Here is a 19,772-nt window from a genome sequence, read left to right on the forward strand (position 1 = left end):
CGGCGCTGATCGTCGGGGTTTGACGAGGCCGGACTTGTAGGCGAGGACGCGCGGTCGCGCGCCAAGTTTGCCATGACGCGGCTGAAATGGGTGCGCGATGTCGCTGGGCTGATGACCAGGCGGCCCGCGATCTCACCGTTGGCCAAGCCACCGCAGCAAGGGAGAGGACCTCCCATGCCGACCCGGTCAGAGCTCGTAGAGCGCGGTTATCAATGCGGCGAGGGGTCTGGCCGCGCGACGAACTTGGCAATGAGCGGCGGGGATGGTCAGCGTGAGCAATGACTCACCTGCGACGACGATTCGAATACGCGGAAGAGTTCGACCTGGCTGGGTCGCCGTCTGGGTAGCTCCACTCGGCAATCACGTCGGAACTATCGCGACCAGACAAGGAGGCGATCCTCACTCGCCCCCCGGCGCACAACCGCGTTAATAGGCCGCGCCCACGCCGGCCGTCCTGATCTGGACCCGACGACCACCCTCGTGGTCAGCCGCTGGGACTGCCAGGGCTCGGGATACAACTCCGCCAAGTCATCGCCACACTCCGCATGGGCACCGACGACCCACCCACCGCAGCGGTCAGCCGCTCATGTTGCCGTTGCCGTTCAACATTGCTACTCAGAATTGCAACGCCTGGCAATGAATCAGACTCCTCCGACCTTTGTCCACGACAACCGCTTCGCCCATTCCATGTCATATCGAGAGAAACCGAGGAAAGCATCTACGGAATCATTGACACTCGCAGTCAAAGCTCGCCAATGCCGCTCAGGCGATCCGTCTCGATACTCGATGGCAAATTGCCCCCTTGGCGCGCCGGCTTCTTCGCCATAGCCGAGTTGGATATAGCGTTGGGGAGCAATCTCCAAAATCATGTACCACTTATCGACAGACAGGCTGCGAATCTCCCTATCGATAAGTTCAGTGCTGGGATTTCTAACGATCTCTCCGCTGAACAGTTCGAGCGTCGTAGAGTCCTCGGCTGCACCGTTCGACTCCGCCACTTGGTGAACGACGGAGCTTTGCGGATCAAAGCAAACCAGCCCTCGAAGCTGCGCGAGGTCCTTGATGATCTTGGCAACTTCGCCAGACACCGACGCGCGAATAGGCATGATCGCATAGTCTTGGTCCACATCTGGATCGACCGCCCAGGGTTCATCATCATCTGATACCCCCCGGGCGGCGCGAAACTGATCGGTCACAGCCTTCACGAACGACAGCATCTCCGTTCCGGGGGCCAGATTCTCGAATGGCTGGCCGCACAGTTCGACATACTTCTCCCGAGCATCGTCAGCAGAGATTGGCCGCCCAGCATGCCAAACCGCGAGATCGTAGCTCATCGGAACACCTCTATTTGCGTGTCGAAATTTGAACCATTGTACTACGTGAGCACCCAAGCAGTGTCTATCTCGGCACCCAGCTGTCAAAGACACCAACTAATGTATGACCAGTACTGCTGGTCACCGTATTTCCAGGAGTATTCAACCATGCGTCGGCTTGGACTTGCCGTGCTGACCGCGTAGCACTTCCACCCTTAGTCTCAATGCCATACCATGAGCCCCCAATCTGCACCGCACCGTCGTAGATGCGGGTACCAACGCCCGGAATTTGTGTACGCACTTCACCGCGGAAGACAGTAGCGCCGTCCATCACCAATTGATCCCAGGTCGCGACCTCGTCCGCCGCACCATCACGGCCAGCTTCGCCATTTCGTTTAGCGAATTTCCCATCCGCAGTTCGTGGGCAATTCGTGTTGTGCACCAGAACCGACGTGTTACCGGCGAGCACATAGTACGTATGGAGCGTCCGAACCGTTAGGTCGTAACGGTGTTCCTCGCCGCCGACCGCGCGGCTGAACACCACACTGGCCGCCTGGCCATCGGCCGTCCGCAACCGGTGTCCTGCCAACAGATCGCCAGCATCGATCCATCGGTCGACGGTGTCGTCCCAGATCTTGTGGCCATCCGTGGTCCTGATGGTGGATACGTCACCATCGGCCTCGACGACCACGAGATCGGTGAGTTCGGTGTCGTAGTTGAGGTGGACCGCGGTCACGGTCTGAGCTGAGGTTTCACCTGTCTCGGGATCCGTGGCGAGCACCACGTCACCGACCTCGACCTGATCGATTCGCGTCGTCGTGCCATCAGCGAGGAGCACCTTGGTGTCCGCCGAGAAGCTATTGCCGCCCGTCGAACAGGTGAGGCCATGGAGGGCGTCCTCGTACTTCGCGTTGGTCTGCTGAGCGGCGTTCGAGAGCCGCTTCCCGATCTTGGCGATTTTGGCGATTGGGATGAAACTAAGTGCGACATCGACGCAGCCTTCAGCGCTGCCGTGCAGGCAGTCCCTCCCATCGAATACCGGCCCCAGCAGGAGATACGTGATCGGACCGGGCGGTGGCCGCTCAAGCAGACCCATGTCTCGAGCCTCTGTGCAGAAGTCCTGCGGGATGGAAGCCGAACCCGTGCAGATATTCGTCGCCCAGTGGTGAACCGCCAGCCCGTACTCGCCGTCCCCATAACCGCGGGCCGCGATCCGCCGAGCCTGTAGCTCCTCCATCGTCGGGATGGGACGGCCAGCGATCTTGGGTTGCTTTTTGCGGTCCTTGTTCTTGCCGGTCGCGACGCTGTGACGCTCCTGCTCCTGCTCGTACCGCGCTTGTTCCTTCTCCGAACCGACGTTGTCCGAACCGTTGACGTTGGTCCAACCCTTGCCGCCGTTGCACATGTCGCACCAGAGACCGCTGGGGTCGCTGAAGGTGATCGGGCTGTTGTTGCTGTACGCGTAGCCACTCCACGACTGTGGGTCCTTGAGGTCCAGGATCGGGTCGACGCTGATGAAGCGGCCGATCGCCGGATCGAACTGGCGGGCGCCGATGTGCACCAGGCCGGTGGACCCGTCCATGACGCCGCCGACGAATCCGCGGTCGCCCGCCAACGCCGAGGCTCCCGTGCCCCGTTCCCCGCCGAACGGCAGCTGTCGGCGCTTCGTGACCGCCTTCGTCGCGGTATCGAACGACAGGTTCGCCGTACCCTGGTGGTCGCCGGTGAGCCAGGTGAGCTTGCCGCCTTGGCGCATCGCGACCATCTGCCCGTTGTGCCGGTAGTACCGGGTCACGCTCGGGGTGTTGGTGCCCGTCGCGAGACGGACCTCCTGGTCGCCGAGGTACAGGGTCGTCGCGTCCGGATCCTTGCGGAGAAGGCGGGTTCCGTTGGCCGCGTAGACGAACTTGCTGACCTTCGTTCCCTCGGTGACTTTTTTGACGCGGCCCTCCGCATCCCAGTCCAGGATCTGGCTCGCCCCGCCCACCGTGCGTGCAGTCGTATTGCCGAGCGCGTCATATTTAAACGAATCGGTTCCGCCTGTCGCCGACGTGACAGAGTCCAGTCGATGCGGTCGGGCCGGGTCGTAGTTGTATGTCCGGGTCGTGTCACCCATCGCCGCGTGTCGTACCTCGGTGCGGCGGTTGCCCGATCCGTCGTAGGCATACGAGTGCCAGTACGGAGCCGGACCGCTCAGGGCTGTCGTGCTGGCCGTCTGCGCACAGGTGCCGCTCGGTGTCCACGCCTCGGTGAGCCTGCGCAGATGGTCGTACTTGAAGCACTGCTGGTCCGTCTGACCGCCGAGCGGCCGGTCGGTGATCGACAGGACGTTGCCCGCAGCGTCCCGGGTGAAGTTGACATCCGACTGCATCGGGGCCGGGGTCTCTGTGTCCACGATGTAACGCTGCAGCCGACGCGTGTCCGACTCGTAGATCGACGTCATCCACGCGCGGTTTTGCAACGTCGGCGCACCGAGTTCGACCCGCTGGACTTCGCCGTACTTCGTGTAGGTGGTCGCGGAGACGATGTCGTCTGTGCCCGCGTTGAAATCGATCTCACGGCCCAGACCGTCGAACGTGCGGGTGACCGACTCGGCCGCCAACCCGGCCGCCGGGACCGCGGGCAAGGTCTCGCCTGAGACCTGCCCGTCGAAGGCGTAGGTGTAGTTGCTCGAGTACGTGCCCTGCAGCGCGCCCTCAGCCTCAGGAATCACCACCGACGCCTTGGACGGCTGGCCCATCAGGGTGTAGGCGTCGAACTTGGTGACATATGCGGCGCCTTCGACGAACCGGGTGGCCACGGCGGGAAGACCCTTGCCGTTGACCGCCGTGTCGTAGGTGAACTGCTGGCTCAGCGTGCCGTTGAGCCCACCTTCGCGGACTTCGGTCCGGCGGCCCAAGACGTCGTACTTGAACGCCAGCACCTGTCCGAGCGCGTCGGTCGTGGACTCCAACTGCCCGTAGGTGTTGTAAACCGACGTGGTCACGCCCTTGTCCGGGTCCTCGGCGCGGATCTGGAGGCCGCGCAAGTCGTGGAACCAGCGCCACTGCGTGCCCGCCGCGTCGCGAGTCGACGCGAGCCTGCCCGCCCTGTCGTAGGTGTAGGCCGTCGTCTCGTACTCACCGGTCGGCGTCGGCGCCTTGTACTGGCGCACCTCGGTTGTGCGGCCGAGCGCGTCGCTGACCGTGGTCGTGGCGATGCCGCCTTGCGGTGGCGTCACGTGGACACGGTCACCCTCGTAGGCGGTGGTGGACCGCCACTTCTCGGTGCTACCGGTCTTGTAGATCGACGCCACCTGCCTGCCCGCGCCGTCGAACTCGGTGAAGGTCAGACCGGGGACCTCGGTGTCGGCGGCCACCCAGAGCGTCGTGTCCACCGGGTTGGCGTTGAAATACGGCTGAGTCGACTTGTATGCCCGACCCTGTGAGTCGTAGCGAACGTCGGTGAGCAGACGGCCGCCCTCGGTCGGAACCTGCTCCTGCCGCACTCGGTACAAACCGTCCAGAATGGACGTGCTGACCGTATATGTGCCACCGGTGTTGATCGACGACGTCGTCACCGACGACGGTCGGTCATTGCGGATGTCGTAGGCGTACTTGTAGGACGCGCTGCTGCGCGAACGGAACCGGTTCGGCAACCACATCTGCGTGGTGCGCCCGAGCGCGTCGAACTCCAACTCGCTGACTTCGGAGCGGGCGCCGACGGTCTTCGTGGTGATCCCACGCAGTGGACTGACCGTCATGGTCGACGACAAACCGAAAGCGGCAGTGGACTTGACCTGTGTGACCGGTCCGCCCTCGGCGGGCGTGTAAGCCACTGTCGTCGTGGCGCCGGTGGGGGAGGTGACGGTCAGGGCGCGCCCGTAGCGGTCATAGGTCGAACTGGTCCCGGGTGCGTAGATGGTGCCAGCGCCCGTGGGGTGGTCAAGAACGCCCTCGGACCTGGTCGCGTTGCCCCTGGTTGGCGCGGCGCCGAAATCCTGACCGTCATAAGCGATCCGCGCGTCACCGAGGGCGTCAGCGGGATACGAGGCAGCGGTGCCGCAGGCGACGGCGACCGTTTCCGACCGCGACGGGTAGGACACCATCCACGCGGCCTCATTGACCGCGTACTCCACCCTGGTGCAGCGCTCGTCGCCGGTGACGTCGACGTCGCCGAGCTCGTTGATCTTCGTCTGCTGTCCGTGGTCGTTGTGGGTGTACTCGACGCGGAGCTTTCGCCAGCCGGGAGCGACCGCCGTGTACTTTTCCTCAACCCCCGGGTTCACCATGTAAGCGTTGAACGTGTCCCTGGTGGCGGTCGGCCCGCGCCAGGCGGGTGTGCTGATCGACTTGTTGACCACGGTCTCGGTTTGCCCGAGGTGCGTACTCGACTCGTACGGGAACCCGTTGAGCCAGTCCTCGTCGACGCGCGGGACATTCTCCGAGTCAGTCACCGAGACGGTGCGGGTGCCACTGGGCAGCTTATCGCCGTGCATGCCGCGGTGGAACCGCTGCTCGGTCATCGTGATGGGACTGGCCTCGCCGGTCGCACCGCTGTGGACGCGGACCCGCCCGTAGCCGCGGAACTCGTCCCAGGTCTTGTCGGCGTCTTTCGCGAACTCGGACCGGTTGTACCGCCAGGCGGCGCCGTCCAAGTACTCGTACCGGGCGATCTGGCGTGCGTTGGCGAGTTCCTGCTGGCCCGGGTCGCCGTTCTTGAGAATGCGGTCCGAACTTGTGATCGTCTCCACCACGTACTTGTGGAAGTGGTCGGTCCGCTCGGCGAAGTCCCTCTTCTTCCACTTTGACGGGAAGCACCGCAGGACATTGGACTCGGGCGAGGCGGGCATCGAGCTGCCGGTTACACAGTTCGGCGGTGCGTAGACAACCTCGGTGACACCGCCGGATTCGGAGATCACACCGATGATCCGATAACGCATCAGCGGACCGACGCCATCGACGGCCTCGACGCGGTTTGGCATGCGCTTGCCCTCGAACACCACCGATGGCAGGGAAATCGGCGGCGCCGTAGGCGACGACCCGACGTGACCGGTACGGGTGATGCTCTTCAGCCACAGCGCGGGCTTCTCACCGTCGCCGGTGGTCGGATACTGGTGGTCGAGCGTCCACGAGTCGACGTCGACGTGGGCGGTGCCGTTCCAAGCGCGGGCGACCACCTTCGTCAGGCGGTTCGTCGTCCAGAATGTCGGCGAGTAGTGGTCCTTGCACGTCGCCGTGTCGCATTTGTCAGTCCACGGCACATCCGGCCAGTTCTCTGGCTTCGTCGGCACGCACTCACTGCCGGGGACGCACCGGTCACCGGTAACGAAGTCGACGACGCCGAGCGGCTGGCCGGGGAGGTCGTCGCGCAGACCGTATTCGGCTTTGCGCAGCGCGCCGCCCCGGACGTAGGACACTGCGGTGTCCTTGAGGTTGCGACCGTAGGAGTTCGTCTCGGTGTCGTAGGTGTAGACGATGACGTTGCCGCGCGGGTCGATGACCTTGTCCAGGTTCCACCGCCACGCCTGGGTGCACGACGACGCGTCGAAACCGGCTGTGCTGTTGCACGGCTCCGCATTGTCGTCGCCGAATACCGGCACAGTCCAGGTGGAGTTCGATCCGGACCGGGAGCCGTAGAAGTACTGGCTCCCGTCGACCGACGTGACCTTCCAGTGCTCGCCGTCGTTGTCCGCGTTGATCCCGTTCTGCCGGATTCGCTGGACCCGGGTGCCGTCATCATCCTGGAATCGGAACAGGGTGTCGTCGACCTTGATCAGGGCGCCGCCGGAGGAAGACACCGCGTTGTCGGTGCGCCAGCAGAGATCGCCGGTCTTCGGCGGCGTCGTCCCGCCCATGGTGTCGTCGGCGCAACCGCCGTACGCGCGCTCGATGAATCCGACGCCGAGACTCCAGCCGTCGCCCACCCAGGACGCCTGGTTGTTCGTCGCCGATGTCAGACCATCGACCGCGGACGACCGGTAGGACACCGCCAGAGTCGGGATCAGGCCGCCCGGCACTTGTGGCACCGAGATCGGGTAGGACCAAGAGAAGTCACCGGTCTGGGCCGAGACGTTCCACGACGCGGACGCGGACATCGGCGTCGCACCGTAGTTGCCGCCACCATCCACTGAGGACGTCGGCGGCGTCTGGTTGCCGGACAACGAGTTGAGCGACGCCTGGTCGGTCGGACGTCCCTGAACGGGCTGCGTGGCCACGGGCACCGACGGGATCGTCGGCAATGACACGCTGGGGCCGGTCGCGGCCGAGGCAGCGACCGGCGCCGCCACGGCCGTAACCACGGACAATGCGAGCGAGACCGTCACAGCTCTCGCCACCACACGGGACTTACGACGCACGGAACTCACGAGCACACCAATCCCCCAGATGGGATTCGAAGCCGAAACCGAGAACAGGTCAGGAGAAGACGGGTGCCGTGGTCGGCAGGGCAGTCAGTACGAAGCCAAGCTGCCGGTCGAAGGTGTGTCCCTCGCAGCCGCCAAGGTTCGTGAACTTCTGTTTCGCGTAGACACACTGGTACAGAGCGACGCTCGCCATGCCCGCCGGCGCCGATGTCCAGATGTGGCCGGTAGACCCGAGCACCGTCTTGCCATCGCACGCGGCGTCGACGGACAGGAACCTGTCCACACCGTCGCGACAGGACACCAAGGGAGTTGTTTCGGTTGACGCGGTCTTCGCCAGCCACCCCTGTTCGCCCTCGTATCGATATCCCGGCGGGGTGGAGTAGGCGGTGGTGACGTGCTCATTCTTGATCGTGCTGACGTATCGGGCGAGCCTGCCGTACGCCTGCACGTAGCCGAGGACGGACTTCTGAGTGGCGCCGTCACAAGCCGATTCCAAGGACTCGAATCCGTCGGTGGCACTGCGGCATTCATACAAGGCGAGAGTGGGGAGATTGGTCGGCTTGACCGTGTACACGTGACCTGCCTCCCCTAGTACCGTCGATCCGGCACAGGCCTGGTCGATCGAGGTGAACACGTCGTCGCCACTCTGACAGGAGTACAGCTTCCTCGTGTTGACGCCTGAAGCGACCGTGACACCGAGCGACCGCTCGAACCGGAATCCGGGACGAATAGGCAGGTCCGTGCTCGCGCTGTAGCGGGCACCGGTCGTGCTATTCACGAACCGGCCGAGTTGTCCGGGCGGAGGTGTCGGATAGCTCGCGTAACCGGCGATCTCCTCCGCGGAGTTCATCCACTTCGCTACGACGACGTCGTCGACCACGCCGTTGAAGTGATTCGCCGCCAGGCCGTTGACCTTGCCTCTGCCGATCGTCAGGCTGCCACCCGCGTTGAACAGGCGGACATCCGAGCGCATCCCGACAAGGGTGCCGTCAACATAGAAACGGAGCTGCCGTGCGGCTTGGTCGTAGACCCCGGCGAGGTGAACCCACTGCCCCACCACTGCGGGCTTGGTGTCGAGGGCGTAGACGAACGTCGACGAGTCGACGTCCTCGACCGCGCCACCGAACACCCACCGCCCGACCGACTTCCGGTATTGCAGCTCAAAGCCGCTCATCCGGGAGCCGTCCTGGGCGAGCACCGTCTGGTCGCGGTCATCGGCTGCCAGCTTTGCCCACGCGGACACGGTGAAGCTGTCGCGCATCGGGACGCCGGGATCAGTCGCGGTAGCGACACCAGTGGTGCCGTTGAGCTTCAGCGCGTTGCCGCTGACGCCTGCGAGATAGGACCCGCCGACCAGTGCGGCGTCGTTTCCCCGACCCGAGGAATCGCGGACGGTGTTGTCGTCGAAAAGATAAGTCCCATGCGGTGCGGCGACGCGATTGTCGTGCAGCCAGCGCACCTCACCCGCGGTGATCGTCCGCGAGAACGCCCACACCTCGTCGATGCCATAGCGGAAGAAGTCGGTGTTCTGCCCGTTCCATTTGCTTCGGCCGAGGGTGAACGGCCCGTCGACGTCCGGCACGATCACACCGGTGCGTGCGGCGGAGAGGACGCCGTTGACGTAGAGCCTCAACTGGTCGGTGCCCGCGTCGTAGGACACGGCCAAATGCTGCCAGTCGCCGATCGCCGCGGCCTCGGACGAGGCCAGCAGCACGGCGGCGGGGTTGTCCTTGTCCTCGGTCGGGACGATCACAACCCACTTGCCGATGTCCGCCCGGTACTGCACGAGGAAAGAACTGGCGCGGCTGCCGTCCTGGGCGAACACCGTCCGGTTCATCGTCGTGTTCGTGTCCATGTAGGCCCAGCCCGCGACGGAGAAGCTCTGACTGGTCTCGATAACCGGGGTGGCGGTCTGCGCGAAACCAGTGTTCGTCGTCTGGAGGAACCAGTCGCTCGGCGTCGCGTCACCCATCAGCGTCGCGTCCTTGCGCCCGGCACTGGAGTCGACAACTTTGGTCACCGGGGGGACATCGGCCCTGGGCGCCGGCTCGTCCAGCTTCCACCAGCCGGCATTCGGCTCGGGACGCTGGACCGGCCCGCTGTCCTGCGCGGCCGGGTAGCTCGCGTAGAGCGCCTCGACCTTCGACTTGGCCATGACACCGGTGTACAGCCGGACATCGTCGACCTGACCAGGCCAGAACTCGCCGACCTCACCGTTGAACTTGCCCCGACCGACGACCAAGCCGCCGTTGGGGTGCCACGGTTGGAGCAGGGTGCCGTCGCCCTCGCGGACGCTGTTGACCCAGATCCTGGTCTTGCCGGACTGCACGTCGTAGGTACCGACCAAGTGCACCCAGGCATCGAAGTCGGCGGGGTGCGTCGATACGGATGCCCCGGTCACCTCGTTCTCGCCTGAAGCCTCCGGCACCTCGAAGGTCCATTTTCCTCCGGGGTTCTCGCCGGAGATGACCAGCCCGAGTCGGAACTTGCTCTTGACGTCACCGTCCTGACTGATCGCCGTCCATATGCAGAAGCTCGAAGCGCAGTCCGCAGCGGCGGCGGGCTTGGGCGTGCGCACCCAACCGGACACAGTGAAACTTTGATCACCACGCAGGTCCACACCACCGGTGGTGGCGACCGCGCTCACACCGTCGAATCCCACGGCGTTGCCGACGCGTCCCGGGAGATGCGTGACATCACCGCTGAATGTCGCCGAACGCGCGCCCGTCGAGTCGCCCGCGACGGTGCCGCTGGGCTCATCGAAGGTGAGGTGGTGGACCAACGCCGAGTCACGGCCCGCCATGATGCGGATCTCGTCGGCGAACAGCGCGCGCGAGTACACAGCGACGTCGTCGATAGCACCGGGGAAGTAGTTGGCGCGAGCACCATTCCACTTCGCCCGGCCGATCGCGAACGAACCGGTCGCGTGGTTCCACGAATCGGTTCGGGGGGCGGTCCCCGCCAGCACGCCGTTGGCGTAGAGCTGGATGACATCCGCGTCGGAGTCGTACACGCCCACCAGGTGGGTCCACGTGTTGAGCTGCACGATGGGGCCGGTGACCCGGTTGTGGACCGCGCCACCCCCGACGACGTCGTCATCGAACATCGTGAACGCCCACCGTGCGGTGTTCCCGTCCGGCGCCGCCTGGAGTTGGAACGCGCTGACGTTCGCACCATCCTGGGAGAGCACCGTGGGATACCCGCCGACGCGGTCGAGCTTCGCCCAGGCCGCGACCGAGAAGTTGAGTGACGTGTTCACCACATTGGGAGCCGTGGCGTGATTCCCGCCGTCGAGGCGGACGGCCAGGTCCCCATGGCTCGGCACCGAACTCTGTCCGGCGGTCCAGTCGACTACAACTGGGTTGACATTCGAGTCGAGCGTGGTCGCGGTCCGTGTGCCGACCTCATCCTTGCCGTCACCGTCGAACTTCCACGCGGCGAGGCGCACGTTGTCGCCTGCGACCACGCCCGCGATCTCCGCCGCGCCGAGTGCCCTGCTGTATATGCGGACGTCATCGACAGATCCGTTGAGATGATCGACCCAGTCCACTCCCCACCGGGCACGCCCGACACTCAGCGGACCGGCGGCGTTCCACGGTGATGTCGTGATCGGAGCCGTGTGTACCGGCTTGCCACCGACGTACAAGGTGGCCGTCGGCGGAGTGGCTGTGGTGTTGTGCACCGCGGCGATATGGGTCCAGGTCGCGGTCGGCACGGCGTACTGCGGGTCAGCGTGGTGCGCGAACACCGAGGAGGTCGGGTCGGTCGCCGACTTCGTGGTCACGAACGACCACTCGGGCGCCCAAGAGGATCCCCTCGGGTTCCCACGAACGCCCAGGACGAACCCGCTCGATGTCGTGTCACCCGCCTGGCTCAGCACGGCCTGGGAGTTGTTGCCGGTCGGCAGAGAGTTCAGCTTCACCCATGCCGACACCGTGTAGTTGCTGTCGGTGCGCACCTGCGGCCCGACCGTGGACGCCGCGTCGCCCGCTCCATCGAGACGAATCGCCGACTCACCGACCGCGGCGTCCGAGGAGAAGACCGCGTCGCCGACGAAGGTCAACGGATCGCCGCCGCCGACGTCATTGGACGCCTTGAGTGCCGCGGTCAGCCCTTGGGGTGCCTGGTTCTCGTCGAAGCGCCACCGACCGACAGTGACGTTGTCACGCAGGACGGCTGCCTTGATCTCGTTGTCGGTCAACGCGCGGTCATACAGGCTGACCTCGTCGACAGCGCCGTTGAGCGGATTACCGAACTGGCTGTCCCACTGCATCCGGCCGACGAGCACACCACCGCCCGCGTGCCATGGGGTGAATGATCTCGGCATCTCCGCTGCGAGATCGCCGTTGACGTAGAGCTTGAACTTGTTCGAGGCCTTGTCGTGCACGCCCGTCACATGGGTCCAGGTCCTGGTTTGCACCGGCGTGGTCGCCTGGATGGAGTATCCGCCTGGCTGGTTGTCGGCCGTTCCCGCGCCGAACTCCCACTTACCGCCGAGGGCGGGCTGCTGGGTGTTGTTGGCCCGGAACCAGAGCGCGAACCCAGGCATGGTCTGTCCGGACTGGCTGACGATGGCTTGCGGCTCCGCGGTGAACTCGTTGAGCCGAACCCAGGCCGACACTGTGAAGCTCTCGTCGGTGCGCAGGGTGTTCGACGCTTGGACGTGCGCTCCTCCAGTCAGCTCGATACCCGACCCCACAGCGGCCTGCTGGTAGGTGTGCGCGCCGACCACAGTGCCGTCGCGGGACCCGAGGTGCGCGGTGTCCTTCGCGTTGCCCTCGAAGGCGTACTGCGCGGCCGGGCCATTGCCGGGGCGGACATAGAAGTGATGGTGGGTCCACTCACCGGGGTTGCTCGCGCGGTCGATGCTCCGCACCGACAACGTGCGGGGCCCGTCGCCGGGCGGGATCAGCCGAACCGTCACGTCGCCGCCGAGCGCGGTGGCGAACGCCGCCTTGTCCGGCGCCTGCTGCCACCCATATTGGTAGCCGATCACATCGGACACACCGTCGGCCCGGAACGTGAAGGAGCCCTCGACACCCGCGCCGCCATGCCAGCTGTTGTCCATCGGGTACAGGTTCGACTCGACGATCGGTTTCTTGCTCGGAGCGGTGGTGTCCACGTAGAACGTGGTCGGCTTGCCGGCTGACCACGGTCCGATCGCATCCACGGAGTCCTTCGCCCGCACATACCAAGTGACCTTTTGCCCGTCGCGGCCACTCAGGCTCACGCTGGTGGCCGCCGCCGTCCCTGAGTTCTGCTTCGGGCTGTCGTAGATCCTGGTCGGGCCGACGTCGTTGTAGTACAGGTCCCATTGCGGTGTGACCTGGTCGCCGTCGGGATCGGACACGGTCGCGCCGAGCCATACCGTGGAGCCGCCGACATACGGCGTGGTCCCGCATAGGTGACACGCGTCCATCGGCGGGTTTGTGTACATCCCGGTCGGCGCGATCGGCTTGGTGTTGAACTTGACCTCGAGCTTCGAGTGCGCGGGGTCGTACTTGCGCCACGCGTTCTGATCCATTTCATCGCCGCCGCCGCGGATGAAAAAAGTCGAGTAGCCGTACTTGTCGATCGATGCCTGCGCGTCGAATCCGACGTGCTTGCGGCCAAGGCAGGTGGAGTACTCGGTGGGAACGAGGGCGTTTCCGACCCAGTTGTGGTTCGGCTGGTTGGTCCAGTTGGTGGCACCCCCGACGTCCGCGTGCGAGACATGCAGGTCGTGCCAGTGGTTCCAGTCACAGGCTGGTCCGTAGGCGACCGCGGCCTTGACTTGGGCACTCAGCACGTCACGGTCGCCGACGAACGTGGTGTCGAACTGGAAGTACGACCTCGTGATCAATGTGGGTGTGGTCTCGTAGGCGCGACCGACCCGCGCCGAAGGGCTGGGCACCCACGATTTGGTCTCGGACTGGGAGTTCGCGCCGTTCCAATGCGTTCCTAGACGCATGGTTTCGGTTCCGTCGTCGTACACGGTCGTCCAGCCGTTCTTTTCCACTGTGCTCATGTCCGGGTCGATCGTCACCGGGAACACCGTGGCCGGACTCGCGAGCATGGTCTGGTCGGGCACAAGCGCGAGTACGCCGGAACCAAGCTGGACGTCCACAATCGCCTTGCCAGCGAACGGGTCATCCGACTCCGGTCGCTCGGCCGAGTCCCACATCAGGGCGGTCGGCGCTGTGAACACCATCTCGCCTGCACTGTCATATGCGTGGAGCCCCGCCACGTCCGCGTCGCGCAACTCGACGCCGGTGGTCCGCGTCTTGAACTGGATCCGGGCCAGCTCCGGGTTGGCCGCTGCTTCGCGTGTCTTCACCACGAGGTGCTGGCGGTACCCGTCGATCTGGGCGATCATCCGCAGGTCGACACCGGGAAGAACATCCGCGTAGTTGACCGTGTTGCCGTCGATCGTGGCCATGGGGAGCGGACTGGGCCAGGACAGCTCCACCGTCTTGTCGCCCTTACCGAGGCGCACCAGGGGGCGCTCGCTTCCGCCAGGGGAGAACGTCACGTCGGCGATCGACGCCTTGGGCCGGATCACGCCGCCATCGCGGACGACGGTCGTATCCGGCGCGACCCATCGACCGTTCTTGCGAACCCGCTGCGGCACCAACGACACTTCAGCGGTCATGGTGCCGCCGGGATCGGCGAAAATGGACCGGGTCTCAGTGCGCGCGTCGAGCATCTCGACGCGGCTGCCTTGCCGAAGTGCGGCCGCCATGGCGGTCGCCTGGTCGGGCGCCTCGGTGAGAGGCACGACGGGGACAGGTCCAGGATCAGGGACGTTCACCGTCGCGGTAACGACACTGGCGACTCCGATCGCCACAAGGGCGACGGTGCCCAGTCTCTTGGGCAGCGACCTGTAGGCGGGCGCATGCGAGCGCGCCGCCAAAAGACGTCGAAACACCTATCCCCCAGATAGTGCGCAACTGTTCTCACGACCGACTCGCCGGAACAGTGCCTCATCCGACGGTGGAAAGCGAGCCGCCATTCGGCCCATCCCGGGAGCTCCGACGCCGAGTAATGAACCCGATTCCTGGTGCTCAGACCCCCTGCCGCACCCGTTCCGGGCGCCGTAGGCGGCTTAGACGCCAGACTTCGAAGGCGTCCCGATGCCAGCTACAAGCGGCAGCCGCGGCACGAACCAAGGCACATCAAACCAGCGCGGCCACCGAGTTCGGCAGGACCGCGTGCGCCGCAGCCCGGCCCGGGATTCAGCGCACCTAGTGTCGGGCGTGCAACGAGCGCCAAGCCAAGGGGGATAGGACGAGGTTCGGCCCAGTTGGGTTCTTGGAATCCCGAACCAGCACACCGGCGCTGATCAGCGCGATCTCGACACACTCCGCGTTGGTGCCGACGGCACTACGGCTGCTCTTGCGCCAACGGGCGTGGGAGAGATCCACGGTGATCGCCTTTCAGAGCTCGGATGCCATCCGATCGACCAGAGCCACGGATCGTCGTGCCCCAAGGCCAATGATGACAACATCTCAAACCCGACCTTACAGGCGCGGAGCTCGTCGGCTTTCTCCATTTGCACGGCACCAGCGATGTGCTCGACGTAGGCGATATCGGGATCGCTGGGGAAGCTGATCAGAGTGAACGAGCCGGAAAGCCCGACGTGGACGGGGACTGACTTGGGGATCACCTGGAAGGTCACGTTGTCGAGTTCCGCGACCATCACCAGGTGGGCCAACTGCTCCCGCATGCACGGGAGCCGGCGTTCCAACGTCGCGGCATCGACGATCGAATGCAGGACGAGTGGATCTTCTGCGGTCAGGCGCTGTTGGCGGCGGAGGCGGATGTCGATGAAGTTCCCAACCGCGGCCGCGGGCATCCGAGCATGGTCGAGCAGGGCCTGCGCATATGAAGGAGTTTGCAGGAGGCCGTGAATCATCCCCAATTGGAACGAGCGGATCACTGACGCTTCTGATTCGAGAGGAATGTAGCCGCGATCCGCGAGTCCGTAGGACCGCCACCAGCCTTTCTGTTTGGCCTGTTCCCACATCGCCAGGTAGGGCGCCCAATCCGTCGAGACCAGGCCATACACATCCAACATCGCCTGCAACTCGTGGTAGCTCGGCACCTGGCCGGTCTCGATCCGGCTCATCTTCCGGTTCGTGAACCGCAGCCGGTCCCCCGCCTCCTGCTGCGTCATCCGCGCCCGCTCCCGCAGCTCCCGCAGGGCGCGTGCCAAGACTCTGACCCGCAGGTTGGGCTCCGCCATCCATCACTCCTGTCGCACGCACCATCACCCAGTGTGCCGACGGAGTCCGACATTCCGGAATCCGGCGCGCGGTCTCCGGTGGACCACCGTCCGCCATGCCCACCTGGAACTACCTGCACCACCTTGAGTACCGGCGCGAACTTTCCAAGTACGAACGTGTGCTCCTGTACATCGAGACGGCCGAGGACCACGGATTCTGCTTCCACAAGAAGGGCATGAGCCGCACCCAATGGCACGAGCATTACACCCGGCTGTGCGCCGCCGACTTTCTTGATCGAAAAGCCGCCGACCCCGGCATTTGGCTGGTCACGACCGTGCGCGTGCTTCCGGACAAGCGGACGACCTTGTGCACCGTGCGCTTTCGCTGGACCCCCGAACGGGTCATTGACAAAACATGACCCAACTATTGCGCGAAGGTGAGCATCCCGACGTCCGGGAGCTTTCGCATTGCCTCTAGCCCTGCTATCTACTTGTCAGTAGCATCGCTTCGCATGGATGCATCGGAGCAGCTCGCGGCCCGCAAGGTCCGCTTCGTCGATGTCCTGCGCGCCTTGCCGACACTCGCGCCGGATGGACTCAGGATGGCGCGCGGAGCGGTCGGACTGGTCACGCTGAAGCCGACCACTAAAGACTCGATCGGCCACATCTTCCAGCGCGCCGCCGCTGAGCATCCGGAGCGTCCGTTCCTCCGCTTCGAGGACACCGAGATCACCTACGACCAGGCAAACCTGCTGGTCAACCAGTACGCGTCGGTGTACGCCGCGCACGGGGTGGGGCCGGGCACGACCGTCGCGGTGATGGCCGGGAACCGGCCGGAGACCCTGCTCGCCGCGCTCGCGGGCGTGAAGCTCGGGGCCGCCGTCGGGATGATCAACACCAACCAGCGCGGCGACGTGCTCGACCACAGCGTCCGGCTGCTCGGCGCCACGGTCCTGGTCGCGGGGCGCGAATACCGCGAGGCGCTCGAAGAGGTCACCACGCCGAAGATCCTTGATCTGGACACACTCGCGCACGGCGCGACATCCACCGCGAATCCCGCGGTGTGCGCGACGCTGACCGCGTCCACGACGGCCTTCTACATCTTCACCTCGGGCACCACCGGGATGCCCAAGGCGAGCGCGATGTCGCATTTCCGGTGGCTCAAGAGCATGGCCGGAATCGGCGGACTCGGCGTGCGCCTGCGGGCCGATGACACGCTCTACTGTTGTCTCCCGCTCTATCACAACAATGCGTTGACGGTTTCCCTCTCCTCCGTCCTTTCCGCGGGCGCGACGCTCGCCCTCGGACGGTCTTTCTCCGCGTCCCGCTTCTGGGACGACGTGGTCCGCACCCGCTCCACGGCGTTCTGCTACATCGGCGAACTCTGCCGCTACCTGCTCAACCAGCCGCCGCGCGCGATCGAGCGCGAGCACAAGGTCCGCGTTGTCGTGGGCAACGGTCTTCGACCCGAGATCTGGCACGAGTTCACCGAGCGCTTCGGTATCAAGCGGGTCGCCGAGTTCTACGGCGCCAGCGAGTGCAATCTGGCCTTCATCAACGCGCTGAACATCGACCGGACCGCCGGAACCTGCCCGCTGCCGTTCGCGGTCGTCGAGTACGACCCCGACACCGGTAAGCCGAAGCGGGTCGGCGAGCGGCTGCGCAAGGTCAAGTCCGGCGAGGTGGGCCTGCTCCTCACCAAAGTCACCAACCGCGCCCCGTTCGACGGCTACACCGACGCCGACGCCACCGAGCGCAAGCTCGTGCGTGCCGCCTTCAAGAAGGACGACTGCTGGTTCGACACCGGCGACCTGGTCCGGATGCAGGGCTTCAAGCACGTCGCGTTCGTCGACCGGCTCGGCGACACCTTCCGATGGAAGGGCGAGAACGTCGCCACGACCGAGGTCGAGGGCGCCATCGGCGAACGCCCGGACGTCGAGCAGGCCGTGGTCTACGGCGTGGCCGTGCCGGGGACCGACGGCAAGGCCGGGATGGCCGCGGTGAAGCTGCGCGACGGCGCCCGGTTCGACGGCCAGGTGCTGGGCAAGCACCTCGCCGAGCGGCTCCCGACCTACGCGATCCCGCTGTTCGTGCGGGTGATCAACGAGGTCGAGCAGACGTCGACGTTCAAGTCGCGCAAGGTGGACCTGCGCGACGAGGGCTACGCGCGCTCGGTGACCGACCCCATGTTCGTCTTCACCGGCGACCAGTACGTGCCCTGGTATCCGTCCTATCCGGACGAGGTGGCAGCGGGCAGAATTCGGGTATGACCCGAATTGCCGCTCTGCTGCGCGGAGTGAACGTCGGCGGAAACAAGAAGATCGCCATGGCCGACTTTCGCACCGTGCTGTCCGACTTGGGCTATGCGGACGTGCGGACGCTGTTGCAGAGTGGCAATGCCGTCTTCACCGCCAAGGACACGCCCGCGAAGGCCGAGAAGCGGATCGAGAAAGCGCTCGCGGACCTGGGTCTCACGACCCGCTGCCTGGCGCGGACCGCTGACGAAGTCCAGGCCGTGATCGACGCGCACCCGCTGGTCGACCTGGCCGACAACGGGTCTCGGATGCTGGTCGTGTTCCTGTCAGAGGACTTGGATCCGGCGCTCGCCGACGAGGTGGTCGCGCTGGCGCCGGATCACATCCGCATCGGCTCGCGGGTCGTCTACCAGTGGTGCCCGGACGGCATTCTGCAGGCACCGGAGCTCGTCCCGCTGGTCGCGAAACGGACGAAAATCGTCGCCACCGCGCGCAACTGGAACACCGTGGCCAAGATCGGCGCGGCCCTCTGAGCCGCTCGAAACGCCCCGAATGTCGAACTCAGTGTCCTGAACGGGCGACTCACTTGCCGGAAGGGGCGACTCACTTGCCGGAAGGGGCGACTCGCGTTCGAACACTTGTGCACACTGTGGACAAGTCCTGTGGATAACTTAGCGGCGGGCGGGTGGGCAGATCTCGTCGATGGCGTCCAGGTCCTCTTGGGTGGGGTGCCAGTGCAGGGCGTTGGAGTTGGCGGTGATCTGGTTGGGGGTGGTCGCGCCTGCGATGACGGAACCCACGGCGGGTTGGGCGGCTAGCCAGCCGATTGCGAGGGTGGCCATGGTGATGCCCCGCGAAGAGGCGAACGCGCGGAGTTTCTCGATCTTGTGCCAGGGGGCGTCGTCGATGAGGCGCTGCCGGTTGGCCAGGCGGGAACCGGCCGGTGGTGGCTGGTCGCGGGTGTACTTGCCGGTCAGTAGGCCGTTGGCCAGCGGGAAGTACGGAAGCAGGCTCACGCCGAAGCGTTCGCACGCGGGTAAGTGCTCGCGCTCGGCGTCGCGTTCGAGCAGCGAGTAATGGTTCTGCGCGGTCACCGGGGCGACGACGTTGTTGGTCTTCGCGATCCAGGCGGCGTCGGCGATCTGCCAGGCCGCCAGGTTGCACACCCCGGCGTAGCGGACATGGCCGTCGCGGACCAGGTCATCCAGCGCGGCCAGGGTCTCGGCGATCGGCGTGCCGGGATCGGGCCGGTGCAGCTGATACAGGTCGATCCAGTCGGTGTTGAGCCTGCGCAGCGACGCCTCCACCGCCCGCCGGAGGTACCCGCGCGAACCGCGGGCGCCGAAGTCCGGGCCGCTGCCGCCCTGCATGTCCATGCCGAACTTCGTCGCGATCACCGCGTGGTCCCGCCTGCCCGCGAGCGCCTGGCCGAGCAGCTCCTCGCTGCGGCCGCGCGGGGCGCCGTAGACGTCGGCGATGTCGAACAGCGAAACCCCCGCGTCGAGCCCCGCGTGGACCAGCGCACGCGCGCCCGCGATCGACTCGGTCGGGGTGCCCGGCCTGCCCAGGTTGTTGCACCCGAGTCCGACCGCTCCCACCACCAACCCGGACGCACCCAGGTGCCGCAGCTCCACCCTGCAGACAGTAGGGCGGCCAGG

At 65.5% G+C, this 19,772-nt stretch carries 9 protein-coding genes; 3 read left to right on the top strand and 6 right to left on the bottom strand.

Annotated features, from left to right (window positions below):
• Nucleotides 1-641: 641 nt before the first annotated feature.
• From ACUZ2Y_RS19685 to ACUZ2Y_RS19705, 5 genes are all read right to left on the bottom strand, one after another.
• Nucleotides 642-1,334 (bottom strand): hypothetical protein, encoded by a 693-nt coding sequence (locus tag ACUZ2Y_RS19685; protein ID WP_476320978.1) that lies wholly within the window; start codon nt 1,332-1,334, stop codon nt 642-644.
• A gap of 64 nt (nt 1,335-1,398) precedes the next feature.
• Complete coding sequence (locus tag ACUZ2Y_RS19690; protein ID WP_476320980.1) at nt 1,399-7,581, bottom strand: polymorphic toxin-type HINT domain-containing protein; 6,183 nt, start codon at nt 7,579-7,581, stop codon at nt 1,399-1,401.
• A gap of 127 nt (nt 7,582-7,708) precedes the next feature.
• The gene (locus tag ACUZ2Y_RS19695; protein WP_476320982.1) at nt 7,709-14,413 is read right to left on the bottom strand and encodes a LamG domain-containing protein; all 6,705 of its coding nucleotides are present in this window, start codon (nt 14,411-14,413) and stop codon (nt 7,709-7,711) included.
• A 466-nt stretch (nt 14,414-14,879) separates the two neighbouring features.
• On the bottom strand, nt 14,880-15,059 hold the full coding sequence (locus tag ACUZ2Y_RS19700) for a DUF397 domain-containing protein (RefSeq protein WP_476320984.1): 180 nt from the start codon (nt 15,057-15,059) through the stop codon (nt 14,880-14,882).
• The gene (locus tag ACUZ2Y_RS19705; protein ID WP_476320986.1) at nt 14,978-15,880 is read right to left on the bottom strand and encodes a helix-turn-helix domain-containing protein; all 903 of its coding nucleotides are present in this window, start codon (nt 15,878-15,880) and stop codon (nt 14,978-14,980) included. The genes ACUZ2Y_RS19700 and ACUZ2Y_RS19705 overlap by 82 nt, the downstream gene beginning before the upstream one ends.
• Nucleotides 15,881-15,975: 95 nt before the next feature.
• Between ACUZ2Y_RS19705 and ACUZ2Y_RS19710 the strand changes: the two genes are divergently transcribed.
• The 3 genes from ACUZ2Y_RS19710 (at nt 15,976) to ACUZ2Y_RS19720 (ending at nt 18,647) form a co-directional block, all read left to right on the top strand.
• Nucleotides 15,976-16,278, top strand: coding sequence for a hypothetical protein (locus ACUZ2Y_RS19710; RefSeq protein WP_476320988.1), 303 nt, complete (start codon nt 15,976-15,978; stop codon nt 16,276-16,278).
• Between the two features lie 93 nt (nt 16,279-16,371).
• Nucleotides 16,372-18,129, top strand: coding sequence for a long-chain-acyl-CoA synthetase (locus tag ACUZ2Y_RS19715; RefSeq protein WP_476320990.1), 1,758 nt, complete (start codon nt 16,372-16,374; stop codon nt 18,127-18,129).
• On the top strand, nt 18,126-18,647 hold the full coding sequence (locus tag ACUZ2Y_RS19720; protein WP_476320992.1) for a DUF1697 domain-containing protein: 522 nt from the start codon (nt 18,126-18,128) through the stop codon (nt 18,645-18,647). Before ACUZ2Y_RS19715 ends, ACUZ2Y_RS19720 begins: the two co-directional genes overlap by 4 nt.
• A 138-nt stretch (nt 18,648-18,785) precedes the next feature.
• Here the strand turns inward: ACUZ2Y_RS19720 and ACUZ2Y_RS19725 are convergent, their stop codons facing one another.
• Nucleotides 18,786-19,748 (bottom strand): aldo/keto reductase, encoded by a 963-nt coding sequence (locus ACUZ2Y_RS19725; RefSeq protein WP_476320994.1) that lies wholly within the window; start codon nt 19,746-19,748, stop codon nt 18,786-18,788.
• Between the last annotated feature and the right edge of the window lie 24 nt (nt 19,749-19,772).

The sequence above is a fragment of the Actinokineospora sp. UV203 genome (assembly GCF_056323665.1).

What these genes read in the sequence shown, in the direction of transcription:
- ACUZ2Y_RS19685 (WP_476320978.1), bottom strand. Translation starts at nt 1,334, where the DNA reads ATGAGCTACGATCTCGCGGTTTGGCATGCTGGGCGGCCAATCTCTGCT.
- ACUZ2Y_RS19705 (WP_476320986.1), bottom strand. Translation starts at nt 15,880, where the DNA reads ATGGCGGAGCCCAACCTGCGGGTCAGAGTCTTGGCACGCGCCCTGCGG.
- ACUZ2Y_RS19710 (WP_476320988.1), top strand. Translation starts at nt 15,976, where the DNA reads ATGCCCACCTGGAACTACCTGCACCACCTTGAGTACCGGCGCGAACTT.
- ACUZ2Y_RS19715 (WP_476320990.1), top strand. Translation starts at nt 16,372, where the DNA reads ATGGATGCATCGGAGCAGCTCGCGGCCCGCAAGGTCCGCTTCGTCGAT.
- ACUZ2Y_RS19720 (WP_476320992.1), top strand. Translation starts at nt 18,126, where the DNA reads ATGACCCGAATTGCCGCTCTGCTGCGCGGAGTGAACGTCGGCGGAAAC.